At 74.9% G+C, this 25,060-nt stretch carries 23 protein-coding genes and 1 pseudogene; 13 read left to right on the top strand and 11 right to left on the bottom strand.

Annotation, left to right across the window (positions count from 1 at the left end):
- The first annotated feature begins 115 nt into the window (after nt 1-115).
- The 5 genes from OTB16_RS07650 (at nt 116) to OTB16_RS07630 (ending at nt 5,357) form a co-directional block, all read left to right on the top strand.
- Nucleotides 116-1,138: a cation diffusion facilitator family transporter gene (locus OTB16_RS07650; RefSeq protein WP_267719159.1), complete on the top strand. Its 1,023-nt coding sequence runs from the start codon at nt 116-118 to the stop codon at nt 1,136-1,138.
- 72 nt (nt 1,139-1,210) lie between these two features.
- Nucleotides 1,211-1,690 carry an NUDIX hydrolase gene (locus OTB16_RS07645; protein ID WP_267719158.1) on the top strand — a complete coding sequence of 160 codons (480 nt, stop codon included), beginning with the start codon at nt 1,211-1,213 and terminating at the stop codon, nt 1,688-1,690.
- Between the two features lie 48 nt (nt 1,691-1,738).
- On the top strand, nt 1,739-2,995 hold the full coding sequence (locus tag OTB16_RS07640) for a Tm-1-like ATP-binding domain-containing protein (protein ID WP_267719157.1): 1,257 nt from the start codon (nt 1,739-1,741) through the stop codon (nt 2,993-2,995).
- Nucleotides 2,996-3,111: 116 nt separating this feature from the next.
- Entirely contained in the window at nt 3,112-4,758 is a 1,647-nt protein-coding gene (locus OTB16_RS07635; protein ID WP_267719155.1) for a serine/threonine-protein kinase, read from the top strand.
- Nucleotides 4,755-5,357: a hypothetical protein gene (locus tag OTB16_RS07630; protein ID WP_267719154.1), complete on the top strand. Its 603-nt coding sequence runs from the start codon at nt 4,755-4,757 to the stop codon at nt 5,355-5,357. The genes OTB16_RS07635 and OTB16_RS07630 overlap by 4 nt, the downstream gene beginning before the upstream one ends.
- Before the next feature lie 24 nt (nt 5,358-5,381).
- Here OTB16_RS07630 and OTB16_RS07625 read toward each other — a convergent pair.
- Nucleotides 5,382-5,510 (bottom strand): annotated as a pseudogene (locus OTB16_RS07625) (DUF6191 domain-containing protein); the annotation flags it as partial.
- Nucleotides 5,511-5,834: 324 nt separating this feature from the next.
- Nucleotides 5,835-7,124, bottom strand: coding sequence for an ATP-binding protein (locus OTB16_RS07620; protein WP_267719153.1), 1,290 nt, complete (start codon nt 7,122-7,124; stop codon nt 5,835-5,837).
- 312 nt (nt 7,125-7,436) lie between these two features.
- Between OTB16_RS07620 and OTB16_RS07615 the strand changes: the two genes are divergently transcribed.
- Nucleotides 7,437-8,213 (top strand): trypsin-like serine peptidase, encoded by a 777-nt coding sequence (locus OTB16_RS07615; protein WP_267719152.1) that lies wholly within the window; start codon nt 7,437-7,439, stop codon nt 8,211-8,213.
- 125 nt (nt 8,214-8,338) lie between these two features.
- On the opposite strand, the gene OTB16_RS07610 is transcribed toward OTB16_RS07615, so the two are convergent.
- The 5 genes from OTB16_RS07610 to OTB16_RS07590 form a co-directional block, all read right to left on the bottom strand.
- Nucleotides 8,339-8,842, bottom strand: a complete 504-nt coding sequence (locus OTB16_RS07610) for an NUDIX hydrolase (RefSeq protein ID WP_267719151.1) — start codon at nt 8,840-8,842, stop codon at nt 8,339-8,341.
- A 37-nt stretch (nt 8,843-8,879) separates the two neighbouring features.
- Complete coding sequence (gene lnt, locus OTB16_RS07605; RefSeq protein WP_267719150.1) at nt 8,880-10,502, bottom strand: apolipoprotein N-acyltransferase; 1,623 nt, start codon at nt 10,500-10,502, stop codon at nt 8,880-8,882.
- Between the two features lie 302 nt (nt 10,503-10,804).
- A complete protein-coding gene (locus OTB16_RS07600) occupies nt 10,805-11,320 on the bottom strand; it encodes a hypothetical protein (RefSeq protein WP_420717639.1) in 516 nt (171 codons plus the stop codon).
- Between the two features lie 228 nt (nt 11,321-11,548).
- The gene (locus OTB16_RS07595; RefSeq protein WP_267719148.1) at nt 11,549-12,391 is read right to left on the bottom strand and encodes a hypothetical protein; all 843 of its coding nucleotides are present in this window, start codon (nt 12,389-12,391) and stop codon (nt 11,549-11,551) included.
- 131 nt (nt 12,392-12,522) lie between these two features.
- Nucleotides 12,523-13,329, bottom strand: coding sequence for a glutamate racemase (locus OTB16_RS07590; RefSeq protein ID WP_267719147.1), 807 nt, complete (start codon nt 13,327-13,329; stop codon nt 12,523-12,525).
- 196 nt (nt 13,330-13,525) lie between these two features.
- Here OTB16_RS07590 and OTB16_RS07585 point away from each other — a divergent pair, with 196 nt between their 5' ends.
- The 6 genes from OTB16_RS07585 to OTB16_RS07560 all read left to right on the top strand — a co-directional run bounded on the left by OTB16_RS07585 (nt 13,526) and on the right by OTB16_RS07560 (nt 20,643).
- Nucleotides 13,526-14,698, top strand: coding sequence for a glycosyltransferase (locus tag OTB16_RS07585; protein ID WP_267719146.1), 1,173 nt, complete (start codon nt 13,526-13,528; stop codon nt 14,696-14,698).
- A gap of 246 nt (nt 14,699-14,944) precedes the next feature.
- Nucleotides 14,945-15,487, top strand: a complete 543-nt coding sequence (locus OTB16_RS07580) for a DUF6643 family protein (protein ID WP_267719145.1) — start codon at nt 14,945-14,947, stop codon at nt 15,485-15,487.
- A 55-nt stretch (nt 15,488-15,542) separates the two neighbouring features.
- Nucleotides 15,543-16,367 (top strand): MOSC domain-containing protein, encoded by an 825-nt coding sequence (locus OTB16_RS07575; RefSeq protein ID WP_267719144.1) that lies wholly within the window; start codon nt 15,543-15,545, stop codon nt 16,365-16,367.
- A gap of 246 nt (nt 16,368-16,613) precedes the next feature.
- Nucleotides 16,614-17,225 (top strand): Rv1733c family protein, encoded by a 612-nt coding sequence (locus OTB16_RS07570; protein ID WP_267719142.1) that lies wholly within the window; start codon nt 16,614-16,616, stop codon nt 17,223-17,225.
- A 276-nt stretch (nt 17,226-17,501) separates the two neighbouring features.
- On the top strand, nt 17,502-19,979 hold the full coding sequence (locus OTB16_RS07565) for a right-handed parallel beta-helix repeat-containing protein (RefSeq protein ID WP_267719141.1): 2,478 nt from the start codon (nt 17,502-17,504) through the stop codon (nt 19,977-19,979).
- 163 nt (nt 19,980-20,142) lie between these two features.
- The gene (locus OTB16_RS07560) at nt 20,143-20,643 is read left to right on the top strand and encodes an SRPBCC family protein (protein WP_267719140.1); all 501 of its coding nucleotides are present in this window, start codon (nt 20,143-20,145) and stop codon (nt 20,641-20,643) included.
- Nucleotides 20,644-20,742: 99 nt separating this feature from the next.
- On the opposite strand, the gene OTB16_RS07555 is transcribed toward OTB16_RS07560, so the two are convergent.
- Both OTB16_RS07555 and OTB16_RS07550 read right to left on the bottom strand, forming a co-directional pair.
- A complete protein-coding gene (locus OTB16_RS07555) occupies nt 20,743-20,940 on the bottom strand; it encodes a hypothetical protein (protein ID WP_267719139.1) in 198 nt (65 codons plus the stop codon).
- A 113-nt stretch (nt 20,941-21,053) separates the two neighbouring features.
- Nucleotides 21,054-22,181, bottom strand: coding sequence for a PLP-dependent cysteine synthase family protein (locus OTB16_RS07550; RefSeq protein WP_267719138.1), 1,128 nt, complete (start codon nt 22,179-22,181; stop codon nt 21,054-21,056).
- Nucleotides 22,182-22,389: 208 nt separating this feature from the next.
- Here OTB16_RS07550 and OTB16_RS07545 point away from each other — a divergent pair, with 208 nt between their 5' ends.
- Nucleotides 22,390-23,034: an ATP-binding protein gene (locus tag OTB16_RS07545; RefSeq protein WP_267719137.1), complete on the top strand. Its 645-nt coding sequence runs from the start codon at nt 22,390-22,392 to the stop codon at nt 23,032-23,034.
- Between the two features lie 57 nt (nt 23,035-23,091).
- On the opposite strand, the gene OTB16_RS07540 is transcribed toward OTB16_RS07545, so the two are convergent.
- Together OTB16_RS07540 and OTB16_RS07535 are read right to left on the bottom strand one after the other, a co-directional pair.
- Nucleotides 23,092-24,345: an ROK family protein gene (locus OTB16_RS07540; protein WP_267719136.1), complete on the bottom strand. Its 1,254-nt coding sequence runs from the start codon at nt 24,343-24,345 to the stop codon at nt 23,092-23,094.
- 44 nt (nt 24,346-24,389) lie between these two features.
- Nucleotides 24,390-25,043, bottom strand: coding sequence for an alpha-ketoglutarate-dependent dioxygenase AlkB family protein (locus tag OTB16_RS07535; RefSeq protein WP_267719135.1), 654 nt, complete (start codon nt 25,041-25,043; stop codon nt 24,390-24,392).
- Between the last annotated feature and the right edge of the window lie 17 nt (nt 25,044-25,060).

The following is a 25,060-nucleotide window of genomic DNA, read 5'->3' as shown; positions in this document are numbered from 1 at the left end:
TCTTATAGGTAATGACAACGGTCCCCGTTGCAGCCTTTGCCCATCGCGCCGGGGTGCGCTTCACTTCACGCGACGGAACCGGACACACGGGTGACGCGATGAGACGGGGGACCCCATGAGCGGGCACGACCACGATCACGGTGACGCTGACGGAGGGCACGGCCACGGACCCGGCGGACACGGCCACGGCGTGTCGGCGGACGCCGACCGGCGCTGGCTGGGGATCGCGCTCGGTCTGATCGGCGCGTTCATGGCCGTCGAGGTGTGCGTCGGCGTCATGGCCCACTCGCTGGCCCTGATCTCCGACGCCGCCCACATGCTGACCGACGCCGTCTCGATCGTCCTGGCCCTGATCGCGATGCGGCTCGCGGCCCGCCCGGCGCGCGGCGGCTTCACGTACGGCCTCAAGCGCGCGGAGATACTCTCCGCGCAGGCCAACGGGCTGACGCTGCTCCTGCTGGCGGTCTGGCTGGCGTACGAGGCGGTGCGGCGGCTGGTGGATCCGCCGCCGGTCGAGGGCGGGCTGGTCCTGGTGACGGCGCTGGCGGGCATCGTCGTCAACGTGGTCGCGGCCTGGTGCATATCCAGGGCGAACCGGTCCTCGCTCGCCGTCGAGGGCGCCTACCAGCACATCCTGAACGACCTGTTCGCGTTCATCGGGACCGCCGTGGCCGGTCTGATCGTGCTGACCACCGGTTTCCGGCAGGCCGACGCGATCGCCACCCTCGTGGTGGTGGTGCTGATGGTCAAGGCGGGCTACGGGCTGGTCCGCGAGTCCGGCCGGATCCTCCTGGAGGCGGCGCCGGCCCACGTGGACCCGGACGCGGTCGGCGACCGGCTGGCGGGGCACCCGCCGGTGGCCGAGGTGCACGACCTGCACATCTGGACGATCACGTCCGGTCAGGCGGCGCTGTCGGCGCACGTGCTGGTGGAGCCGGCGGGCGACTGCCACGCCGTGCGCCGCGATCTGGAGGGGCTGCTGGACAAGGAGTACGGGATCACGCACACCACCCTCCAGGTGGACCACACCCAGGACACCCTGCTCACCGTCGGCCGCGCCGGCGAGGACCCGTACGGCGACCCGCACTGCGCGGACGCGCACGGCCCGGTGCACCGCCAGGGTCCGCACGACCACTGAAGGCCGGCGCCGGCCCGCGTGATCCCCGGCCGGGATCACTGGGACGGCCCGGTTCGGGGCATGGATGGACCCATGACGCACAAGCGCAGTGCCGGGCTGTTCCTCTTCCGCCGCACCGGCGGGGAGGACGGCCCCGGTGTCGAGGTCCTGCTCGGGCACATGGGCGGTCCGCTCTGGGCCGGGCGGGACGACGGGGGCTGGGCCATCCCGAAGGGCGAGTACGGGCCGGACGAGACGCCGCGGGACGCGGCCCGCCGGGAGTTCACCGAGGAGATCGGGCTGCCGCCGCCGGAGGGCCCGTACCTGCCGCTCGGCGAGGTACGGCTGGCCAGCGGGAAGCTGGTGACGATCTGGGCGGTGGAGGCGGACCTCGACCCCGCGCTGATGGTGCCCGGGACGTTCTCGATGCAGTGGCCGCCGCACTCCGGGGAGGTGCGGGAATTCCCCGAACTGGACCGGGTGGCCTGGTTCACCCCGGAGGTGGCCGAAAATAAACTGATGCCCTCTCAGATTCCTTTTCTGGAGAGGCTGTTGGTGCTGGTGAAGGGTTGACCCGACCTTTACTTGCCAGCAAACCCCACCTGCGTGGACATTGCACATATGACGAACGTCGTGCTGGTGGGAACCCTGGACACCAAGGGTGTGGAGTACGGCTGGCTGCGCGAGAGGCTGACGCGGGCCGGCGTCGAGGTGGTACTGGTCGACACGGGCATCATGGGCGAGCCCCGGGTGCCCGCGGACGTGCCGCGTGACGCGGTGGCCAGAGCGGCGGGAACGGAACTGTCGGAGCTGCGCACGGCCGCCGACCGGGGCGCGGCCGTGACCACGATGGCCCGGGGCGCCGAGGCGACCCTGCTGCGCCTGCACGCCGAGGGCCGGCTGCACGGGGTGCTCGCGATCGGCGGCAGCGGCGGCACCTCGATCGCCACCCGGGCGATGCGGGCCCTGCCGCTGGGCGTGCCCAAGGTGATGGTCTCCTCGATGGCGTCCGGGGACGTGGGTCCGTACGTCGGATCCTCGGACATCACGATGATGTACAGCGTGGTGGACATCGCGGGGATCAACAGCGTCTCCGCCCCGGTCCTCGCCAACGCGGTCGAGGCGGTCGCCGGGATGGCCAGGGCACACGCGCGCGCGGCCCTGGACCCGGACCTCCCCGCCGCGCTGGGGACGGGCACCCGGCCCCTGATCGCGACGAGCATGGCGGGGGTGACCACCATCGGCGTGGACGCGGCCCGCGAACGGCTGACGGAACTGGGCTACGAGGTGCTGGTCTTCCACGTCAGCGGCGCCGGCGGCCGCACCCTGGAGACCCTGGCCGGCCAGGGCGTCTTCGCCGGGGTCCTCGACCTCACCCTCAGCGAGCTCGCCGACGACCTGTGCGGGGGCATCCTCACCGCCGGCCCGGACCGGCTCAGCGCGGCCGGCCGGGCCGGGGTTCCGCAGGTGGTGAGCCTGGGGGCGCTGGACATGGTCAAGTTCGGCCCGCTGGGGAGCCTGCCGGAACGGGCCCGCTACCGGCGCGTCCGCGTCCACAACCCGTCGATCACGGTGATCCGTACGACCGAGGACGAATGCGCCGAGCTCGGCCGCCGGGTCGCGGCCAAACTCCGCGCGGCGACCGGCCCCGCGGCCGTCTGCGTCCCGCTCCGCGGACTCTCCACCCTCGGCGCCCCCGGCGGCCCCTACCACGACCCCCGCGCGGACGGGGCCCTGTTCTCGGCACTGCGCGACGGATTGCGGGGCAGCGCCGCCCGGCTGTACGACTACGACACCCACATCAACGACCCGGCTTTCGGCCGGGCCGCGGCCGACCGGCTGCACACGATGATCGGCGCGGTGCGGGCCGCCGCCTGAGACGCCCCGCACGGACGGGAACCGGCCGTGGCGCAATGCGTGTCCCAGGGGGTGGCCGGCCGGCGACCGAACGGCCCGGGGACAGGACGCCGTCACGGCGCGGAGGGGCGGGATCGATGAACGGCACGTGGACGGTCCCCGGTTACACCGAGGTCCGGGAACTCGGCTCGGGGGGCAGCGGACGGGTGGTGCTCGCCGTCCACGACGGCACGGGCACCGCCGTCGCGGTGAAGTACCTCAGCGGCCGGCTGCGCGAGGACCCCGCCTTCGTCGGGGAGTTCCGGGCCGAGGCGCGGCTCCTCGGCGGCCTGCGGACCCCGTACGTGGTGGGACTGTACGAGTACGTGGAGGCGCCCGGCGGCGCGGCCATCGTGATGGAGCTGGTCGACGGCATCTCGCTGCGCGCGCTGCTGAAGCGGTCCGGACGGGCCGACGCCGAGGCCGCGCTGGTGGTGCTGAAGGGCTCCCTCCTCGGCCTGGCGGAGGCGCACCGGGCGGGGGTCGTCCACCGGGACTACAAGCCGGAGAACGTACTGGTCGCGGCGGACGGCTCGTCGAAGCTGGTGGACTTCGGGATCGCGGCGGGCCGCGGCACCACGCCCGGCGTGGCCGGGACGCCCGCCTACATGGCCCCGGAGCAGTGGCAGGGCCGCCCGGCCTCGCCCGCCGCCGACGTGTACGCGGCGACGGCGACCTTCTTCGAGTGCCTGACCGGGCGCAAGCCCTACGACGGGGAGAACTTCGCGGAGCTCGCGGTCCAGCACATCGAGGCCCCGGTCCCGGAGACCGAGGCCCCCGAGCCCGTACGCCCGCTGATCCGGCGGGGCCTGGCCAAGCAGCCGGAGCAGCGGCCGGAGAACGCCGAGGCGTTCGTGGCGGAGCTGGAGGGCGTGGCCCTCGCCGCGTACGGGCCGCAGTGGGAGGAGCGCGGGCAGCGCAAGCTGGCGGCGCTGGCCGCGCTGCTGCCGCTCCTGTTCCCCTCGGCCACCGCCGCCGCCCAGGGCACCACGGCGGTGGCCTCGACCACGCTGGGCGGCGCCTCCGGCTGGGCCCCCGGCCGCGGCGGTCTGCTCGCGGCGGGCCTGGCGCTGGTCCTGGGCACGGTGCTGCTGTTCACGACGGACGCGATCGGCGGCACCCCCGGCGGGGCCTCGGCGCTGAGCGCGTTCGCCACGACCAGCGCCGCCCCGCCGGGACCGGGCTCACCGACCGGGACCGCGGGCCCGTCCACGTCCCCGAGCCCCCCGGCGTCGGCGAGCCCCTCGCCGTCGCCGTCCCCCTCCCCGTCCGCGTCCCCGACGCCCGGCGCCACCACGACGGCTCCGCCGACCCCCGCGGTGAGCGGCACGGGCCCGGCCCCCGGTGCCACGCCCACCCCGACGGCCACCCCCACCCCCACTCCCACGCCGACCCCCACACCGACACCGGCCCCGACGCTGCAGGTCACGAAGCTCGACGTGTCACTGAGGCCCGGCGTCTACCGGGGCGAGGCCACCGTCTCGCTCGCCACCCAGGGCACCGGCCCGGTCACCGTCGTCCTGCAGTGGTACCTCGGCGACGCGGCCGGCGAGTTCTCCGTGCCCGACGGCACGGACACGGTCGTGGTCCAGTCCGGTTCGATCGCCCCGGTGGTCCGGTCCCACACCTTCACCAGTGGACGCGGCTGCTACGGCGGGGTCCGGGTCACGACCAAGCCCGCCGCCGCGAACGGCTCCGCGTCGGACTCCCAGTACCTGCCGCGCTGTCAGGGGCCCGCCCGATGAGCGATCCCCGCGCCCCCGAGGACGACGAGTACAGCGCCACCGTGCTCGGCAGCCACTGGTTCTCCGGCCCGCCGGAGCCGGCCGAGGTCGCCCCCGACCGGGTCGAGGGCTCCGTGCTCCGGTTCGGGCCCGGGGTGACGGCGGCCGTGCCCGCGCCGTTCCCCGTCACCGCGGCAGGGACCGCCGCGCCCCGCGGGCGCCGGGCCGCCGGGCTGCGCCGGTACGCGCTGGCGGGGCTGGTGCTGATCGCCGTGCTCGCGTACCTCGGCTGGCAGCGGTACGGTCCCGCCCTCGAGGTCCGCGACGTGGCCGTGACCACCGCCGCCGACGGCCCGTCGTGTGACACCGCGGCCGACGTGGTGGCCCTCGTACGAACCAACGGGCGCCCGGGCACGCTGACCTACCGCTGGATCCGCAGCGACGGCACGCGCTCCGAGCAGCTGACCGAGCGGGTGCCGCGCGGGCAGCGGGAGGCGCGGCTGCACCTGCTGTGGACGTTCCGGGGGGCGGGCAGCCACCCCGCGAAGGCGGAGCTGGAGCTGCTGTCGCCCGGGCCGCGCACGGCCGCGGTGGAGTTCACGTACCGCTGCGGGCCGTAGCCGTACGGGAGGCGGGTGCGCCCGGCCGGATCGCGGCCGGATCACGGCCGGGCCGCCGTGGAGGTCCACCCGGGAGCGGGGCGGAGCTCCGTCCTCCTCGTCGTCGCGCACGACGAGGGCGCTCTGCCGCTCCTTGAGTTCGTCCTTCCGGCCGAGGTGGCCTGGGCCGTCCGGCCGAGGTGGCCTGGGCCGTCCGGCCGAAGCGCCGCCCCCCGGCCCGCTGGTTGACTCGAAGGTGTTGACGAGGGCGCGCAGGGCGCCCTTCGGCACCGTCGCGTGTCACGCTCCAGCCGGCGATACACCCCAACCGGAGCCTGGCCGTCCCGCACGGATGCCAAGTCCGCGCGGGAGGCCCGCAGCCGCTTTGGGGAGTGGCTGCGGGCCACTTGCCGTCCCCCGCCGCAACCGGGGGACGGAGCCGTTGCCCGGGCGCGGGCGCCGGGGCGCGGGGTCGGAACCGGGGCGCGGGGCGCGCGGTCAGAACCGGGCGTGCGCCGTGATGTCCGCCTCGAACTCCCCCGTCATCGCCGGGGTCACCGTGGGCCGGCACTGCCGGACCGCCTCCTGGTAGTCCCGGGTGGTCGCACCGAGCTGCGTGGCGGCCGCGCCGCGCGCGCCCACCGCCTCCAGGTCCCGTTCGAAGGACACCTGCGCCGCGATCCGCGCCGCGTGCTCGATGTCGGCCGGGGTGAACAGCTCGGTGGCCGCCACCAGGGCCGCCACGTCGACGTCGGCGCGCCCCGCCGTGTAGCGGGACCAGATCGCGGCGCGGGCCCCGGCGTCGGGGGTCCCGATCGGGATCAGGTAGTCGAAGCGCCCGGGCCGCAGGAAGGCCGGGTCCAGCGAGCGGATGGAATTGGTGGCGCAGACCAGCAGCCGCTCGTCGCCCTCGCGGAAGCGCGGTATCAGCTTCAGCAGCTCGTTCGTCACCCCGTGGATGCCGCCGGGCTGCGCGGGCTCGGTGCGCCGGGGCGCGATCTCCTCGACCTCGTCGATGAAGACGAGCACCCGTTCCAATTCGGCGATCCGCGCGAAGGCGTCGCGCAGCGCCGCCGCCAGATTGCCCTCGTCGGCGAGGCGGGACGGCAGCAGTTCGACGAACGGCCAGCCGAGCCGGGAGGCGATGGCCCGGGCGAAGGTGGTCTTGCCGGTGCCGGGCGGCCCGAAGAGGGCGATGGCGCGCGGCGCCCGCACCCCGTGCGAGGCGGCCCGCTCCGGCTCGGCCAGCGGCAGGACCACGCGCCGCTCGATGAGGTCCTTCTCCTTCTCCATCCCGGCGACCCCGGTCCACAGGTCGTTGGGGAGGAAGCGGCCGCCGAGGTCGTCGAGGAGGCCGGCGGCGGGGCCGTGCAGCGGCTCGGTCTTCTCGAAGTAGGCGACGGCGGGCTGCCGGGTGTAGCCGGCGTTGAGCAGGCCCTCGCCGAGCAGGTCCTCCTCGGGCAGGACGTACGCGATCCTGCCGACGCGGGCGGCGATGAGCCGCCGTTCCAGCTCGACGAGCAGGGCGCTGGCCAGGCCCCGGCCGCGCCAGCCCGCGGCGATCGCGATGCGCATCACCCAGGCCCGCTCGCCGGTGACGCCGGCGAGGGCCGCGCCGATCGGTACGCCCTGGTGGACGGCAACCACGCAGGGCTGCCGGTCGGTGAGGGCGCTGATGCACTCGGCGAGCGAGAACACGGACTCCTGGCCCAGTTCGGCCGTGGTGTCGATCAGGTGGACCACTGCGGCGAGATCGCTCTCGCGGTAGTCGTGGATGAGCCAGTTCACCGGGTACCGCCCCTCGTTCGTGCTCCTGCGGTGAGGCTAGGGGCGGGTGGGCCCGCCGATCACGCTCCGCGGTGCACAACAGCCGGTCCGCAAACCGTCCGTGTCGTCCATAGACTGGTGCTTTCCGCCGAAACGGAACCCGGGAACGCCCGGTGCGTTCGTCGCTTCCGACGGCTCCGCCGCCCCGCTCCGCCGCTCTGGCCTGCTATGGCCCGGTTTCACATCCGGCTCACGGGATTCACAGCAGATTCATACGGAACTGCGGGCTCCGGACAAAGGTTCGCCGGGCAGGGTCGGAACATGATCCCGCGCATGCGTTCCCATCCCCGTGCCGCCGGACGAGCCCGCGCCCGTGCCCGGCAGGCGTCCCGGATCGCGCTCGTGCTGACCGCGCTGACCGCGCTGCTCGGCGTGGCCCTGCCGGACGCGGCGCCCGACCGGCCGCTCGGCGTCACGGCGCGGGCCGTGCCCGACGCCACGGCGAACCGGGTGGGCGCCCTGTTCACGGACGGACTCGACGGAGGCCACTTCTGCACCGCCTCGGTGGTGCGCAGCGACGACGGCGACGTGATCGCGACCGCCGCGCACTGCCTGGGCGACCCGGACACCACGTTCTTCGCGCCTGGCTACCGGGACGGCAGCGCACCGTACGGCCTGTGGCGGATCACCGGCGTCCACGTCGCCGCGGGCTGGACGAACGACCGGGACCCCGACGACGACATCGCCTTCGCGACGGTGGCGCCGGTGGACACCGGCCGGTCCGGGCAGGTGGAGGACCTGGTGGGCGGCTTCCCGGTGGCGGACGGCCAGCCCGGGGAGGCCGCGGTGGAGGTCGTCGGCTACCCCCGCGCGCTGGAGGCACCGCTGCGCTGCGCCAACACCACCGACCTGATCTCGCCGACGCAGCGCCGGATCGGCTGCCCGGACCTCAGCGGCGGCACCAGCGGCAGCCCCTGGCTGGTCAACGGTGCGCTGGCCGGGGTGCTGGGCGGGTACGAGGGCGGTGGCACGGTTCCGGAGATCTCCTACAGCGCGGTACTGGGCGACCGGGCGACGGCCCTGTACCGCGCGGCGGCGGCCACGGGCTGACGCGCCCGCCGGACCGCCCCCCGGACAGCCCGCCGCACCGGGCGCGGCTCCGGCCGTACGCGCACCGGGCTCTGCGTACGGCCGCAGCCGTCGGGTACCGCGCAGATCGGCCCGCCCCGCCGGGCTCAGGCGTCGGCGGACCGCCCCTGCGGCGCGGGGACGAACGGCTCGAACCAGGTGGGCTCGTCCAGCAGCGCCTGGTGGATGCGGTCGAGGGAGAACCGTTCCAGCGGCGGCAGCGCGTCCACCTCGAACCACGCGACCTCCAGCGACTCGCTGTCGTTGGCGCGGGCGTCCCCGCCGGTCGCGCGGCAGCGGAAGGTGATGTCCTGGAACTGGCAGACGTCGCCGTTGGGGTAGGTGACCGGCGCGAGCATCTGCACGAGGACCACCCGCTCCGGCACGCACGTCACGGCCGTCTCCTCGAACACCTCGCGCACGGCGGTCTCGGCCGGCTGCTCCCCCGGCTCGGAGATCCCGCCGACCACCGACCAGCGCCCGTTGTCGCTGCGCCGGCCGAGCAGTACCCGGCCCCGGTCGTCGAGGACGATCGCCGTCACCCCTGGCAGCAGGAGCAGCTGGTGACCGGCGGTGGCGCGGATCGCGCGGATGAAATCGGGTGTGGTCATCCCCCGACCCTACGATCGCGGGCCGCCGCCCCCCGCGTCAGGCGGGGCGGCGGGCGCGGATCCGGCGTGCCGCGGTCCAGCCGAGGCCGGCCGCGGCGAGGACGAGCAGCGCGTATTCCGGCAGCGGCCCGACGACGGTGGCCGGGGTGCGGGTGGAGCGCAGCGGGATCTCGGCGACGAGCGCGTCCGCGGTGAACATCTTCGTCTGCGCGACGACGCTGCCGTCGGGGCGGATCACCGCGCTGACGCCGCTGGTGACGGGGACGAGCACGGTCCGGCTGTGCTCGACGGCGCGGACCCGGTCCATGGCCAGCTGCTGGTAGGTCATCTGGCTCCGGCCGAACGTGGCGTTGTTGCTGGGAACGGTGATGACCTGGGCACCGGCCCGGACGGTGGAACGGACGGCGTCGTCGAAGGCGGCCTCGAAGCAGGTCACCATCCCGACCCCGCTGCCCGCCATGTCGAAGACGCCGGGGTCCTTGCCGGGGCCGAAGTCGCGGCGCACCCGGTCCACGTCGGAGCTGAAGAACCGGACGAAGGAGCGCATCGGGATGCGCTCGCCGAAGGGCTGGATCTTGCGCTTGTCGTAGGTCTCGGTGGGCCCCTTGACCGGGTCCCACAGGATCATCGTGTTGCGCAGCGGGCCGGTCTCCGGGGCCACGACGGCGCCGATGGCCACGGGCACGCCGATCGCCTTGACCGCCCGGTCGATGGCGGCGCGGGCGTCGGGCTCGGCGTAGGGGTCGAGGTCGGAGGAGTTCTCCGGCCAGACGACGAAGTCGGGCTTGGGCACGCGGCCGGCTTTGACGTCCTCGGCGAGCTGCACGGTGCGTGCCGCGTGGTTGTCGAGGACCTGGCGGCGCTGGGAGTTGAAGTCGAGGCCGAGGCGCGGCACGTTGCCCTGGATGAGCGCGGCGACGACGGTCCCGTCCTCGGCCGCGTCGGAGACGAGCGGCCGGGCGGCGAGGCTCGCGCCGACCGGTACGGCGACGGCGAGCGCGGCCAGCGCGGCGGTGGCCCGGCGGGGGTGGCTGCGGGCGACGCGCAGGACCTCGTACAGGCCGAATCCGCACAGGGCGACGGCGAAGGAGAGCAGCGGGGTGCCGCCGAGCGCGGCGAGCGGGGTGAAGACGCCGTCGGCCTGCCCGAAGGCGAGCTTGCCCCAGGGGAAGCCGCCGAAGGGGGCGCGGGCGCGCAGGGCCTCGCCGGCCACCCAGACGGCGGCGGCAAAGAACGGCCAGGCGGGGAGGCGGCTGACGAGGGCGATCCCGAGGCCGGTGAGGCCGATGAAGGCGGCTTCGAGGGCCGTGAGGGCCAGCCACGGGACGGGGCCGACCTCCTCGCCGGTCCAGCTGAGGAGCGGCAGCAGGTAGCCGAGCCCGGCGGGGAACCCGAGGGCGAAGCCGGCCCGCGCGCGGCGGCCGTGGAAGCAGCCGGCCAGCAGGGCGAGGGCGAAGGGGGCCAGCCACCACAGGGGGCGGGGCGGGAAGCTCAGGTAGAGCAGCACCCCGGCGAGGGCGGCGAGCCCGGCACGCGCCCAGAACTCCTTCCGGCTCCCCTTGCCGGGGACTGCGGCGGCTGCGGTTCCGGTAGCCGCTGCGGTCCGGCCGACGGGCCGCGCGGGCTCGCTTCCGGCCGCGCGGGTGACACTGGTGCTCATCTGGCGGAGTGTACGTCCCCGGGAGCCGGCCTCCGGTAAAGGCCCGCGCCCGGGCGCCGCAGCGGAGCCGGTCGGCCGTGCGGGGCGGATGCCATCCGGGGTCAGGAGCGGGCAGGGCCGGGGCCGGGACGGACGGGCCGGGGCGGACGGGCCGGGGCGGGACGGACGGGCCGACCGGAGCCGGGCGGGTCAGGGCCGGGACGGACGGGCCGACCGGAGCCGGGCGGGTCAGGGCTGGGCCGGGCGGATCAGGGGGCGAGGGCGGATCAGGGGGCGAGGGCGGATCAGGGGGCGAGGGCGGATCAGGGGGCGAGGGCGCGGAGGTGGGTACGGATGACCCGGACCGCGTTCTCGGCGTCGTCGACGGTGACCGTGAACAGCTTTCCGTCGCCGAGCCGCAGTTCCAGGCCCTCGCCGCGGCGGACGATGACCGCGGTGCCCTTCTCGGGGCGCCACCGGTAGCCCCAGCCGCCCCACTGCTGCGGGGTGATGCGGGGGAGGAACTCGGCGGAGGCCACCTCGGCGAGCGGGATCCTGCGCCGCGGCAGTCCGATGTGGCCGCAGCGCACTTCCAGGGACTCGGAGTCGACGGTGACGGCGACGTGGACGAAGGCGAGGGTGCCGTAGAGGATGAGCAGCCCGACGGCCAGGCAGCCGATCACGGACATGAGCAGCGGGACGATGCCCGCCGTCCAGGAGTTGTCCACGGCCAGTTCGATGCCGAGGGCCAGGCAGGCCGCGCCGGTCGCGGCGAGCAGCCACTGCACGCGGTTGGAGGCCCGGCCCGTCCAGAGCGGACCCGGAGGGTGACCCGTCATGTGTAGCAGCGTACTCACGTTCCGCATGTGCGCCACTGCCTCTCGCCCAGCCGGTCCTTCGCAGCCCCGCGCCGTCCCTCCGCGACCTCACACCGCGCACCGTCACGCACCACCGGTCACGCTGCACGTCCCCCTGCCGGGCTTCGGGGACCGCGTCCTGCGCGCGGAGGGCCTCCGCGAGCTGGCCCGGCGGCTGGCGGCGGCCGGCGCGGGAGACGGGTAGGAACCCTACGGCCGTTCGAAGGCCTGGAGCACGCCGCCGGCCGAGAAGCACAGGGCTCCGCACAGCGTGCCCCAGTTGGCGATGCCGGAGTTGATCAGGCTCCCGGTGGCCGGCCGCGTGAACGCGGCCAGTGCCGACACCATGAAGAGCACCGATCCCAGCTGGTTGACGGCGACGACCCACCAGCCCAGGCTCCGCGAGCGCAAGCAGGGCCTGGGCCGGTGGCAGACCTCGGCGAAGGCGAGGTGCCCCGACACCAGGAACAGGACGCATCCGACCACGTCGGGGGTCCAGACGAGCCGGTTGAGCTGCTGGGTAGTGAGCCCCTGGAGGAAGGAGTCCAGCAGGTTGACGCCGAACACGAGCGTCCCGGCGAACAGGACGAACGCGCTCAGCCAGTCCAGACGCATCGGCTCGTACGCCCACCACCTCCAGCCGGCCGTCACCAGCCGGGCGCCGCCCGGGGAATGGCGAGGCGCGTTCAAGACCTGCAGGAGCGAGGTGTAGCCCCCCAGGTTGAAGAAGAGGCCGCCGGCGAAGTAGACCGAGGCGCTCACGACCGCTTCGCCCGACCCGAACTGGGCCACGGCGGCGCCGAGTGCGAAGAGCCCCCCTCCGACGACGAACGCGGCCGATGCGACGGCGTTCAGTCTCCGGAGGCGGCCGAGGGCCTCGTCATCGGCGCGCGCGGACCCGGCGACCGTGTCCCCTGGGCCGCGGACCGAAAGCACCCCCCGCCTGCGCGCGGGCCGGGACTCCCACACCACCGTTCCCCCTTCGGGGCGGTGCCAGAGGCGACGGGTAGTGAACGGTCCTGCGCCTTCGGCGCGCTGCTCGGGCTGTCCCACGCCCTGAGCCTAGCCACGGGCGCCGACCCCGACGGGCAGTGAAACGCCGCTCCCCGGGCCGCACCCGCCGCTCACGTCAGGAGCGGGCCCGCCCGGCCCCCGCGGGGCAACGGCCCCCGAGCGGAAGGACGTCAGCGGACGGCGGCGGCGCCGCGTGCTCCCCGGCCCGCGAGGAGCCGCCCCTCCGCGTACCCGAGGGCGGCGGCGGGCAGCGATCCGGGGCGCCCGCTGCGCAGCACGGTCAGGCCTCCGGTCGCGGGCAGCGCGGGCTCGGGACCGGCGCCGATGCGGCGCAGCGCCTGGACGGCCACCGGCTCGGCGGATCCGTGGAAGACGAGGTCGGCGCCCGCGGTACGGACGGCGAGGGCGGCCCGGATGTCGGTCTCGACCAGCTCGTAGTGGGTGCAGCCGAGCACCACGTCGGTGACGTCGGCGGGGGTGAGCGCGGCCGCCGCGGCGACGGCGGCGGTCACGGCGGCGCCGTCGGCCGCCTCCACGGCGTCGGCGAGGCCGGGACAGGGCACCTCGGTGACCCGAGCCCCGGCGGCGAACGCGCGGATCAGCTCGCGCTGGTACGGGCTGCCGGTGGTGGCGGGGGTGGCCCAGATCGCCACGCGTCCCCGGCCGGCGGCCGCGGCGGGCTTGATCGCGGGGACGGTCCCGATGACCGGGATCGCCGGTTCCAGCGCGGCCCGCAGGGCGGGGAGGGCGTGTACGGAGGCGGTGTTGCAGGCGACGATGAGCGCGGCGGGCCGGTGTGCGGCGGCGGCCCGCGCCACGTCGAGGGCCCGCCCGGTGAGGTCCTCGGGGGTCCGCGGGCCCCAGGGCATCCCGTCGGGGTCGGAGGACAGCACGAGATCCGCGTCCGGCCGCAGCCGCCGTACCGCCGCGGCCGCCGCGAGGAGGCCGATTCCGGAGTCCATGAGCGCGATCTTCACTCCGTCACCTTAGTCGAACCCCCCGCAGGACCGGCCTCCGCCCGCGCCGGCGACGCCACACCGCCGGGGCCCCGGCCGGTCCGCCCCGGCCGGGCGGGGCCGGGAGCCGGCGGGCGGCGCCCGGCCCGGGGACTCGCCGGGCGGGGGTGTCGGCCGGGTGCGGGACACGGCCGCCGGGGAGCGGCACACTGCCGGGATGGGCCTCCTCACCGCCGCCTGCGCGGCCTACGCCTCCCTCGCCGTCTGGGTCTGGCTCACCCTCGCCCAGGGCATGTTCTGGCGTACCGACGTCCGCCTCCCCCCGCGCACCGCGCCCGCCCGCTGGCCGTCCGTCGCGATCGTGGTCCCGGCCCGGGACGAGGCGGGGGTGCTGCCGCGCAGCCTGCCCTCGCTCCTCGCGCAGGACTATCCCGGCGAGGCCGAGGTCATCCTGGTCGACGACGGCAGTACGGACGGCACCGCCGACCTCGCCCGCCGTCTGGCCGCCGAACAGCCCGGACTGCCCCTCACGGTGGCCTCCCCCGGCGACCCGGCCCCCGGGTGGACCGGGAAGCTCTGGGCGCTGCGCCACGGCATGGCCATCGCCGGTACCGCTCCCGCCCCCGACTACCTGCTCCTCACCGACGCGGACATCGCGCACGAGCCCGACAGCCTCCGCGAACTCGTCGCCGCCGCGACCTCCGCCGGCCTCGACCTCGTCTCCCAGATGGCCCGGCTGCGGGTCGTGAGCCCGTGGGAACGGCTCGTCGTGCCGGCGTTCGTGTACTTCTTCGCCCAGCTGTACCCCTTCCGGTGGGTCAACCGCCCCGGTGCCCGCACCGCGGCCGCGGCCGGCGGCTGCGTGCTCCTGCGTACCGAAGCCGCCGTCCGGGCCGGGGTGCCCGACTCCATCCGGCAGGCCGTGATCGACGACGTCTCCCTCGCGCGCGCCGTCCAGAGCTCCGGCGGCCGTATCTGGCTGGGGCTGGCGGAGCGGGTGGACAGCGTGCGCCCGTACCCCGCGCTCGCGGACCTGTGGCGGATGGTCTCGCGCAGCGCGTACGCCCAACTGCGCCACCAGCCCCTCCTGCTGGCCGGGACGGTCGCCGGGCTGGTGCTCGTGTACCTCGTGCCGCCGGCCGCCCTCCTCGGGGGTCTCGCGGCCGGGCGCCCCGCCGTCGCCTGGGCCGGCGGGCTGGCCTGGCTGCTGATGGCCGGCACGTACCTGCCGATGCTGCGCCACTACCGCCAGCCGGTCCTGCTCGCGCCCCTGCTTCCGTTCACGGCGCTGCTGTACCTGCTGATGACCGTCGATTCGGCCGTACAGCACTACCGGGGCCGCGGGGCCGCCTGGAAGGGCCGTACCTATGCCCGCCCCAGTGACGCCTGAAACGGCGGACTGCCAGCCGGACCAACATCGTCCGAGGTCACCGCATTGTGACGCTGCGTCAGCGCGAAATGGGTGCAGCACACAACCAGCAGGTACGAGTTGCCGCAAGAAGGGACGGAAGTGGTGAATCGTGCACGCGAACGCCAAGTGACAGCCGTGGCCCTGACCTGCGAATATGCAGGGCAGGGCGGTGTTCGTCACACCTCGCTATGGACCACGTGAAGTCGTGGGCTTAACTTAGGTCCCATGACCTCCCCCCGCTCCACTTATGGCGGCGGTTACTACTCCGCGCCTTCCTTCCCGGACACCCCCATCTACGACTCCCTCGTCGCCGAACGCGGCACTCCGCAGATCGCCCCGATCCGCGTCCCGGCGGCCTACGAGTCCCCCAGCTCCGGGTACTCGAGCGGCGGGTACTCCACCGGCGGGTACGCGAACGGCGGGTACTCCACCGGCGGGTACCTGCCGGCCCTCGCGTCGGCCCTGCCCGCGCTGCCGCCCGCGCCGCAGCAGAACGCCCCGGCGTACGGCTACCCGTACCAGCAGCAGGCCGCACCGCAGCCGATGCCCCTCCAGCAGGCGCCCGCCCCGTACATCCCGCAGCAGCAGCCGATGGCGGCCCGCGGCGGGTACGTGCCCCAGCCGCAGCCGCAGCAGCCCCGCCCGGTCGCCGCGTCCAGCGGCTACGAGGCCATGCGCCCGGCCGCACCGCGCCCGATGCAGGCTCCGGCGCCCGCGGCCACGTACGAGGACCCGTACGGCCGCCCGTACCAGGGACGGGGCTACTGACGGGACCGCCGAAACCCGCTGGGGCGCGGGAGGCCGGGGCTGGCAGGATGCCCCCATGGCGAACACGCGCGTCCAGTCGCTCCACGTCCACCCCGTCAAGTCGGTAGCGGGGACCGCTCCCGACGCGGTGGCCGTGGAGCCCTGGGGCCTGTCCGGGGACCGGCGCTGGGCGCTGGTCGACACCGGGGGCGCGGTCATCACGCAGCGCCAGCAGCCGCGGCTGGCCCTGGCCTCGGCCCGTCCGCTGGACGGCGGCCGCATCGGGGTGTCGGCCCCGGGCCTGCCGGACCTGGTCGTGGAGGTGCCCGGGCCGGGTCCGCTGGAGCCGGTCCTGGTGTTCGGGAAGAAGGTCGAGACCGTGGTCGCCGCGGGGGACGCCGCGGCCTGGTTCAGCGCGTACCTCGGCGTGCCGGCGCGCTTGGTGCACCTGGACGATCCGGCCGTGCGCCGGCCCGTGGACCCGGACTACGCGCTGCCGGGCGAGACGGTGAGCCTGGCCGACGCCTATCCGGTGCTGATCGCCACCGTCGCCTCGCTCGACGCGCTCAACTCGCTGATCGCGCGGGGGGACCATCCCGCGGAGGGACCGCTGCCGATGAACCGGTTCCGCCCGAACGTGGTGGTGTCCGGAGCCGGGGCGTGGGCGGAGGACGGCTGGCGGCGCATCGCGATCGGCGACGCCGAGTTCCGCGGGGTCCGCGAGTGCGGGCGGTGCGTCGTCACGACCACCGACCAGGCGACGGCGGAGCGCGGCAAGGAACCGCTGAAGACGCTGGCCAGGTACCGGCGGATCGGCAGGTCCCTGGCCTTCGGCCGGCACCTGGTCCCGGTGCGGCCGGGCACGGTGCGGGTCGGCGACGAGGTGCGCGTCCTGGAGTGATCCGGCGCGGCACGGCCGCGGCACCCGGGAGGCCCACCGCCAAAATGACACCTTCGGGGGGCTCTGGGCCCGTGCTGGAACCAACCCGCCACGCCGTGCCGTTGGATCAGTCAGGACAGGTGGGCACTCGTGGGGACTCCGACACCGGATCGGGTGACACATGTCTCGCGCGTCCCGGAATGCGCGTCCCGGGAGCATGCGGGAGGCTTGGACGCGCAGGCAGGCGCAAGCAGGGGGAGCCGGACCGTGCGGACAGCGATGGGTGTGTGGCGTTGGCGGCGCAATCCGCTGCGCCGGCCGACCGACCTCGTGGAGGCGTGGGTGGCCTTCGGCGCGGCGATGTGTTTCCTGCTGGTGGCGCCGGCCGTCGGCTGGGCCGTCGGCGTGCGGGTGGACGGCGTCCTCCAGCGGGCCGCGACCGAGCAGCAGCAAGCGCGTCACCTCGTACCGGCGGTGGTGGTCAGGCCGGCCCCGGAACCGGCCGGAGACGCCTCGGCCGACCCGTCGGCGCAGCGGACGGTCCCGCGGCGGACGCTGATCGTGGCCGCGTGGACGGGGCCCGACGGCAGCAGTCACGAGGGCACGGTGCCGGCCGCGGAGGAACCGCCGCACGAGGGCGACCGGTTCCGGATGTGGACCGACGAGCGCGGCCGGGCGGTGGGACAGCCGCTCGACCCCTCCGCCGCCGCGTTCCACGCGGGTACCGCGGGCCTGGCCGCCGCCGTCGGCGCGGCCGCGCTGGTGGAGACCGTCCGGCGGATGATCGTACGAAGGCTCACGCATCGGCGGTACATACGTCTGGACCGGGCGTGGGCGGCGGCCTGGCCGGACTGGGGGCGGGCGGGCGCGGGAAGTTGACCTGTCACCTCACCGGCCCCGCGCGCGCTACGGTGGAGCGGCCGGACCGGGCGCCTCGGCCGCTCCACCCCGGTGGGCCGCTCCCAGCGCCCCGACCGGCCCCGGCGAGCAGGGAACGGGCGAGCAGGGAACGGGCGAGCGGGGAATGTTCGACGGGTACGACAGGTTCGACGGTTTCAATGACCGCGGTCTCAGTGACCGCGGTGGCTTTCGACGGTTTCAGCGGCTACGGCCGCGTCGACAGCGCGAGTACGAGGGCGGGGGCACGACAGCACCATGGCTCAGGGCACGGTCCAGGTGACGCACGGCGGCGGGGCTTCGCGCTGGCGGCGCCGATCCGGTGAGTATCCGACACTGACCGCCGCGCTGGCCGTCGCGGGCGACGGGGACGTGCTGTCCATCGCCCCCGGCACCTACCGGGAGAACCTGGTGGTGCTCCACGCGGTCACCCTGCGCGGCCCCGAAGGGGGTCTGGGCTCGGTGCGGATCGCGCCTCCCGACGGGGTCGCGCTGACCGTGCGCGCCTCCGCCGTCATCCAGGACCTGCACCTGGAGGGCCAGGACCGCGCGGCTCCGGCGCTGCTCGTCGAGGACGGCGCCCCCGAGCTGACCGACCTGCGCGTGAGCACCCGCTCGGCGGCCGGCATCGAGGTCCGCGGCGGCGGGGCCCGTCCCCTGGTGCGCCGCTGCACGGTGGAGAACCCGACCGGCGTCGGCATCGCCGTCCTGGACGGCGGCGGCGGGGTCTTCGAGGAGTGCGAGGTCGTGGCCGCCGGGCAGAACGGCGTCTCGGTCCGCGGCGGCGGCCGCCCCCGGCTGGAGCGCTGCCGGATCCACCACGCCACCGGCGCGGGGATCGCGGTCACCGGCGAGGGCTCGGGCCTGGAGGCGCTCGGCTGCGAGGTGTACGAGATCAAGGGCACCGGCGTGCAGATCGCCGCCCGCGCCACGGCCAGGCTCACGGACTGCGCGGTGCACCGCACCTCGACCGACGGGGTCACCCTCGACACGGACGCGGTGCTCACCCTCGCCGGCTGCGACATCCACGACATCCCGGAGAACGCGGTGGACCTGCGCTCCCGGTCGGTCCTGACCCTCAGCCGCACCACGGTGCGGCGGTTCGGCCGCAACGGCCTGTCGGTGTGGGACCCAGGGACGCGCGTCGACGCCGAGTCCTGCGAGATCCACGACAGCACGGGCGACTACCCGGCGGTGTGGATCAGCGACGGGGCATCGGTCTCCCTCGATGCCTGCCGGGTGCACGACGTGCCGGACGCGCTGTTCGTGCTGGACCGGGGCTCGCGCGTGGACGTCGTCGACAGCGACCTGTCGCAGGTGCGCAACACGGCCGTCTCGGTGAGCGACGGCGCCACCGCGCAGCTCGACGACTGCCGGATCCGGGAGGCGGCGACCGGGGCCTGGTTCCGTGACCACGGCAGTGGCGGCACCCTCGCCAACTGCACCATCGACGCCGTGCAGACGGGCGTGATCGTGACCAAGGGGGCCGATCCGTCCCTGGAGCGGTGCACGGTCTCCTCCCCCGCCGAGGCGGGGTTCTACGTGTCGGCGGGCGGCCGCGGCACCTTCACGGCCTGCCGGGTGACGGGCAGCTCCGGTTTCGGCTTCCACGTCATCGACGGCTGCCGCACGACCCTGAAGGGCTGCCACACCGAGCGCTGCGCGCGCGGGGGCTACGAGTTCGCCGAGGACGGTCCGGAGGCCGAGGACTGCACCAGCGACGAGCCCGGCCCGCGCCTGGCGGCCCAGTCGGTCCCGGGCGGCGGCGCGGCCGGGGCGCGGACGGGGATCCGTACGGGCGCGGCCGGCGGTGTCGCGGCCGCGGGGCAGGCGCCGTCGGCCGCGGAGGTGCCCCCGCCGCGGCCCGCGGACCTGCCGGACGGCGCGGAGAGCGCCCGGGCGGCCGCCCGGGGTTCCGGCGAGGTGCTGGGACAGCTCGACGGGCTGGTCGGCCTGGACAGCGTCAAGCGCGAGGTGCGGGCGCTCACGGACATGATCGAGGTGGGCCGGCGCCGGCAGCTGGCCGGCCTCAAGGCCGCTTCGGTGCGCCGGCACCTGGTCTTCACCGGCTCCCCCGGCACCGGCAAGACCACCGTCGCCCGGCTGTACGGGGAGATCCTCGCCTCGCTCGGGGTGCTCGAGCGCGGGCACCTCGTCGAGGTGTCCCGGGTGGACCTGGTCGGCGAGCACATCGGGTCCACCGCGATCCGTACGCAGGAGGCCTTCGACCGGGCGCGCGGCGGCGTGCTGTTCATCGACGAGGCGTACGCGCTGGCGCCGGAGGACTCGGGTCGCGACTTCGGGCGCGAGGCCATCGACACCCTGGTGAAGCTGATGGAGGACCACCGGGACGCGGTGGTGGTGATCGTCGCCGGGTACACGGCGGAGATGGACCGTTTCCTGACCGTGAACCCGGGGGTGGCCTCGCGGTTCTCCCGGACCATCACGTTCGGCGACTACGGGCCGCAGGAGTTGCTGCGGATCGTGGAGCAGCAGGCCGAGGAGCACGAGTACCGGCTCGGCGAGGGCACGTCCGGGGCGCTGCTGACGTACTTCACGGAGCTCCCGAAGGGCGCCGCGTTCGGCAACGGCCGTACCGCGCGCCAGACCTTCGAGTCGATGGTCGAGCGGCACGCGGGCCGGGTGGCGCAGCTCGCGGAACCGAGTACGGACGACCTCACCCTGCTCTTCCCCGCGGACCTCCCGGCGCTTCCGGCCCTGCCGGCCTCCCACTGAGCCTCCGGGCGGCTGCGGGCGGACGCGGGGAGGCGGGCCGTCGCGGCCCGGTGCCCGCTCCGCCTCCGGCAGCGCTCTTCCGGGGGCGGACATCTGACGGGCCGCCAGCTAGGGTGTCGGGCACGCCGTACGCACACGCGTTCCCGACCCTGGGGGTACCGACATGGCTCACCGACTCCGTCCGGTGGGGACGGACTTCACCGAGGACGCCCCGATACGGCTGAGGTTCACGGCCGAGGCCGCGGCGGCTCCCGCCGCGGTGTACCGGGCGCTCGCGGAGGACGTCACGGGCTGGCCCGCCTGGTTCAGGGCCGTCACCCTGGCCCGGCCCACGCACGGCGGCGCCGGGCGGGAGATCGGGCTGATGGGCGGGGTCCGGTTCCAGGAGACGGTCATGGCCGCCGATCCCGAGCAGCGGTACGCCTACCGGGTCGACGAGACCAACGTCCCCGGAATGCGGGCCCTGCTGGAGGAGTGGCGGCTGTCCCCCGCGGGCTCCGGCACCCGGATCCGCTGGACCTTCGCCGCGGACGGCACGGCCGCGTTCCGGCTCGGCCTCGCCGCTGCCCGGCCCGGGCTGGGGCGCTCGTTCCGTTCGGCCGTGCGCGCGCTGGACGGGCGCCTCGCCGACGCCCGCCGCGCGGCGGGCCCGCAGCAGCAGTAGCGGGACCCGGGGGCAGCGGTAGCGGGACGCTGGGCAGGCCGCCGCGGGGGCGGCTGCCCGTACCCCTGCCCACGCCCGTGCCGCCCGGGCCCCTGCCCGTCAGATCACCGGGTGCTTGGCGACCAGGTCCCCGTACCCGGCGGCCGTCCACACCCGCGTACGGAACTCGTGGGGGCTGAGCGGTGGGCCGAACGAGAGGGGGACCGAGCCGCCGGCGCCCGCAAGTACCACCCGGTGGACCAGGCGCGGTCCCCCCAGGACCCGGTCCGCCCGGCCGCGGTCGTCGATCGCCGCCATGGCACCCCCGGGGCTCCGCGGATCACGGGTGTTCGAGGCCGCCCGGCGCAGTCGGCCGAGTTCCCCGGGCCAGGGTTGTCTCGCCCCCCGCCGCCGGTCCCGTACGGCACCGGTCAGGCGGCGGGCTCGCGCCAGACGCCCGTCGCGAACAGGGTGTCGAGGGTGTTCGAGTACGGGGCGATGTCGAGGCCCTGCGCCGCCAGCCAGTTGTCGGAGTAGTACTTGTCGAGGTAACGGTCCCCGGGGTCGCAGAGCAGGGTGAGCACGCTGCCCGTGCGGCCCTCCGCCACCATCTCCGAGATGATCTTCAGCGCGCTCCACAGACCGGTGCCGGTCGAGCCGCCCGCCTTGCGCCCTATGGCCGTCTCCAGGGCGCGGCAGGCGGCGACGCTCGCCGCGTCCGGCACCTTCATCATCCGGTCGATGGCACCCGGCACGAAGCTCGGCTCCATCCGGGGCCGTCCGATGCCCTCGATGCGCGAGCCGCAGTCGCTGCTCGCGTGGGGGTCATGGTTGGTCCACCCGTCGAAGAAGCAGGAGTTCTCCGGGTCTGGGACGCAGATGCGGGTGTCGTGCTGCATGTAGTGCACGTAGCGGGCGATGGTCGCGGAGGTGCCGCCGGTGCCGGCGGTGGCGACGATCCACGCGGGCTCGGGGAAACGTTCCAGCCGAAGCTGCTGGAACATCGATTCGGCGATGTTGTTGTTGCCGCGCCAGTCGGTGGCCCGCTCCGCGTACGTGAACTGGTCCATGTAGTGCCCGCCGGTGCGGGCTGCCAGCTCGGCGGACTCCTCGTACATCTTCATCGGGTCGTCCACGAAGTGGCACTCACCACCGTGGAATTCGATGAGGCGGCACTTCTCCGGGCTGGTCGTGCGCGGCATGACGGCGATGAAGGGAACACCGATCAGCTTCGCGAAGTACGCCTCGGAGACGGCGGTGGAGCCGGACGAGGCCTCGATGACCGGGCGGCCGGGGCGGACCCAGCCGTTGCAGAGGGCGTAGAGGAAGAGCGAGCGGGCGAGGCGGTGCTTGAGGGAGCCCGTCGGGTGCGTCGACTCGTCCTTGAGGTACAGGTCGATGCCCCATTCCTCGGGGAGCGGGAAGCGCAACAGGTGGGTGTCGGCCGAGCGGTTTGCGTCCGCCTGGACCTTGCGGACGGCCTCCTTCAGCCACGCCCGGTACTCCGCGTCGCTGCGGTCGACGTCGACGGTCGTGACGGTCCTGCCGGTGGTGCTCATGCGCCGTGCTCCTTCGTGCGTACGCGCGGGCTATTTCACCCCCTGCTTTCGCAATGTACCCCTCTCACCTGCACAAACAGTCACTTTGGGTTTCCATGCGGATCCCTTTCGGTCGCGTTCGGTTGCACTGTGGCGCACCGTGGGTGACCCTGGTGGAGCATTACCGAGGGTGCAAAACCCGTAACACTCATGTCGGGGAGTCGCAGCCGTGATCAGTCATTCCCGCAGGCACTGCGTCGTCGAACTGCAGGCCTTGCCGTGCCGGATCGGCCAGATCCGCAGAATCGTTTCTGCGCAACTGCGCCACTGGCAGCTCGATCCGCTCATCGACCGGGCCGCGCTCGGCGTGACGGAACTGCTCAGCAACGTCCACCGCCACGCGCAGCCCGACAAGACCTGCACGGTCGAGATCGAGCTCCGTCTGGGGCGCCTCACGGTCTCGGTCATCGACAGCGATCCGCGCCTCCCGGTGCTCCGGGAGGTCCGGGCTGAGGCGCTGGAGACCTGCGGGCGCGGGCTCGCGCTCGTGGAGGCGGTCAGCGAGGCCTGGGGGGCACGGAACCGGTCCGACGGCTCCGGCAAGGTGGTGTGGTTCTCGCTACGGGCCGCCCCCGCGTCGGCGCCGCCGGCCCGGCCGGTGCGCATTTCAGCCAAGCCGGTACGAGAACCCGCCCGGACGGCGATCGTCGCCGTGGAACCCGCAGCCGTTCCGGAGCCACTGCCGGTGGCGGCGTCGGCGTCCCTGTCGGCGTCTCTGTCGGCGTCGGCATCTGCCCCTGCGGCGGCGTCGGCAACTGCCCCCGCGTCGGCGTCGGCACCCGTCTCGGCGTCGGTCGGCATCCGGCCGGGATGACCTCCGGCGGGCGGGAGCGGGGCCGAGCCGGGCCGGGCCGAGGGGGCCGCGGGCCCCTCAGGCCGCCGCGCCCAGGGCGCCCAGCGGGTCGTCCAGGACCGGTTGCCACGCCAGCTCCGCCGCGCCCACCAGGCTGTTGTGGTCCAGGGTGCACGGCAGGATCGGTACGCCCCCGCTGCGCCCCCACAGGCTGCGGTCAGCGACCACCGCGCGCAGCCGCTCCGGGTCGGCGTGGAGCAGCTCCCGGTGGAGGCCTCCCAGGATGATCCGGTCCGGGTTCAGGATGTTCACCAGGCCCGCGAGGCCCAGGCCCAGGCGGTCGATGAGTTCCTCGGCGGCGGCGCGTACGGCCGGCTCCGCGTACTCCTCCCGCAGCAGGTCGCGGGCCTGCGCCAGCAGCGACACCTCGGGGCCCGGGGTGCGGCCCGCCGCCGTCAGGAAGGCCAGCGGGTCCGCCTCCACGTCCAGGCAGCCGCGGCCGCCGCAGTGGCAGGCGCGCCCCTCCGGGTTCACGGTGAGGTGTCCGACCTCCAGGGCCAGGCCCGAACTCCCGCTGTGCAGGCGGCCGTCCAGGACCAGCGCCCCGCCGACCCCACGGTGCCCGGTGGCCACACACAGCAAGTGCTGCGCGCTGCGGCCCGCGCCGTGGCGGTGCTCGGCCAGGGCCGCGAGGTTGACGTCGTTGCCGGTCAGGGCCGGGCCGTCGATCCCGGCTGCCTTCACGCACCGCGCGAAGATGGCCCGTACGGGAGACCCGGCCGGCCAGGCCAGGTGCAGCGGGTTCAGCGCCGTGCCCTCGGGCTCCGCCACCGCCGAGGGGACCGCGAGCCCGGCGCCCACGCACCGGCGGCCGCTCTCCGCGAGCAGCGCGGCCCCGGCCTCCACCACCGCGCCGAGCACCTGCGCCGGATCCGCGGAGACGACCACCTTGCCGGGGGCGGTGGCGACGATCCGCCCGCCGAGGCCCACCAGGGCGGCCCGGAAGCCGTCCGAGTGCACCTGCGCGGCGAGTGCCACCGGGCCGTCCTCGGCCACGGACAGCCGGTGCGAGGGACGCCCCTGGGTGCCTCCCGCCCCGCCGGGCCGGGAGTCGACGCGGATCAGCCCGAGCGCCTCCAGCTCCGCCGCGACGGCTCCGGCGGTGGCCCGGGTGACGCCCAGCTCCGCGGTCAGGACCGCCCGGGTCGGGGCGCGCCCGGTGTGGACGAGCTCCAGCGCCGGGCCGAGCGCGCCGCGGCCCCGCTCCAGCCTGGTCCGCGTGGACACCGTGGTCACATCCCCCACCCGCGGCGGGGCCCCGTTGCCGTTCATGACAGCGATCCTCGCATGATCGGAGGGCCCCGGACGCCCGGCGATCACGCGAGGCCGCCGACCCGGAGGGTGATGTTGAGCCGCCCGGTGAGCCCGAGCCCTTGCGGGCCCGTACCCGGCAGGACCTTCGGCACCCCGTGGTAGGCCCGTCGGCTCGAATCGCCGAAGACGAACAGATCGCCGCTGCGCAGCTCGACGTCCCGGTACGGGCGCCCCCGCGAGGCGGTGTTCCCGAAGCGGAACACGCAGGTGTCGCCGAGGCTGAGGGAGACCACCGGGGCCGGGGACCGCTCCTCGGCGTCCCGGTGCATGCCCATGCGGGAGTCGCCGTCGTAGAAGTTGATCAGCGCGATGTCGTACGTCTCCCCGCCGGCGAGGGGTTCGCCGTACGCCGCGGCCACCGCCTCCCGTGCGAGTGCGGCGAGCCAGTCCGGCATCGGCTTCACCGGTGCCCCGTCGCCGTCCACGGCGGTCTCGGCGTATCCGTACGGGTACCAGTGCAGCCCCAGGCACACCTGCCGGGCGGTCATCGTCCCGCCTCCGGGGGTGCGTACGGTGCGCAGTCCGGCCGGCGGCCTGGCCCAGCCCCGGCAGGCTTCGATCAGCTCCCGCTGGCGCGCGGCACCGAGCCAGTCGGGGACGTGCACGGCGCCGGGGGCGATCACGGTCCGCTCGCGCGGGAAGAGTTCGCCGTCCATACCCCCATTGTCGCGAA

Source organism: Streptomyces antarcticus, from assembly GCF_026627255.1.
In the GTDB taxonomy this organism is placed as follows: Bacteria; Actinomycetota; Actinomycetes; order Streptomycetales; family Streptomycetaceae; genus Streptomyces; species Streptomyces antarcticus.
Note: the sequence above shows the minus strand (reverse complement) of the source record. Positions and strands in the feature narration are given on the sequence as shown.

Excerpts from the sequence above, each read along its gene's own strand:
- OTB16_RS07580 (WP_267719145.1), top strand. The coding sequence starts at position 14,945 with ATGACCTCCCCCCGCTCCACTTATGGCGGCGGTTACTACTCCGCGCCT.
- OTB16_RS07610 (WP_267719151.1), bottom strand. The coding sequence starts at position 8,842 with ATGACCACACCCGATTTCATCCGCGCGATCCGCGCCACCGCCGGTCAC.
- OTB16_RS07575 (WP_267719144.1), top strand. The coding sequence starts at position 15,543 with ATGGCGAACACGCGCGTCCAGTCGCTCCACGTCCACCCCGTCAAGTCG.
- OTB16_RS07630 (WP_267719154.1), top strand. The coding sequence starts at position 4,755 with ATGAGCGATCCCCGCGCCCCCGAGGACGACGAGTACAGCGCCACCGTG.
- OTB16_RS07640 (WP_267719157.1), top strand. The coding sequence starts at position 1,739 with ATGACGAACGTCGTGCTGGTGGGAACCCTGGACACCAAGGGTGTGGAG.
- OTB16_RS07615 (WP_267719152.1), top strand. The coding sequence starts at position 7,437 with ATGCGTTCCCATCCCCGTGCCGCCGGACGAGCCCGCGCCCGTGCCCGG.
- OTB16_RS07600 (WP_420717639.1), bottom strand. The coding sequence starts at position 11,320 with ATGACGGGTCACCCTCCGGGTCCGCTCTGGACGGGCCGGGCCTCCAAC.
- OTB16_RS07535 (WP_267719135.1), bottom strand. The coding sequence starts at position 25,043 with ATGGACGGCGAACTCTTCCCGCGCGAGCGGACCGTGATCGCCCCCGGC.
- OTB16_RS07645 (WP_267719158.1), top strand. The coding sequence starts at position 1,211 with ATGACGCACAAGCGCAGTGCCGGGCTGTTCCTCTTCCGCCGCACCGGC.
- OTB16_RS07650 (WP_267719159.1), top strand. The coding sequence starts at position 116 with ATGAGCGGGCACGACCACGATCACGGTGACGCTGACGGAGGGCACGGC.
- lnt (WP_267719150.1), bottom strand. The coding sequence starts at position 10,502 with ATGAGCACCAGTGTCACCCGCGCGGCCGGAAGCGAGCCCGCGCGGCCC.
- OTB16_RS07635 (WP_267719155.1), top strand. The coding sequence starts at position 3,112 with ATGAACGGCACGTGGACGGTCCCCGGTTACACCGAGGTCCGGGAACTC.
- OTB16_RS07550 (WP_267719138.1), bottom strand. The coding sequence starts at position 22,181 with ATGAGCACCACCGGCAGGACCGTCACGACCGTCGACGTCGACCGCAGC.
- OTB16_RS07540 (WP_267719136.1), bottom strand. The coding sequence starts at position 24,345 with ATGAACGGCAACGGGGCCCCGCCGCGGGTGGGGGATGTGACCACGGTG.
- OTB16_RS07565 (WP_267719141.1), top strand. The coding sequence starts at position 17,502 with ATGGCTCAGGGCACGGTCCAGGTGACGCACGGCGGCGGGGCTTCGCGC.
- OTB16_RS07555 (WP_267719139.1), bottom strand. The coding sequence starts at position 20,940 with ATGGCGGCGATCGACGACCGCGGCCGGGCGGACCGGGTCCTGGGGGGA.
- OTB16_RS07560 (WP_267719140.1), top strand. The coding sequence starts at position 20,143 with ATGGCTCACCGACTCCGTCCGGTGGGGACGGACTTCACCGAGGACGCC.
- OTB16_RS07585 (WP_267719146.1), top strand. The coding sequence starts at position 13,526 with ATGGGCCTCCTCACCGCCGCCTGCGCGGCCTACGCCTCCCTCGCCGTC.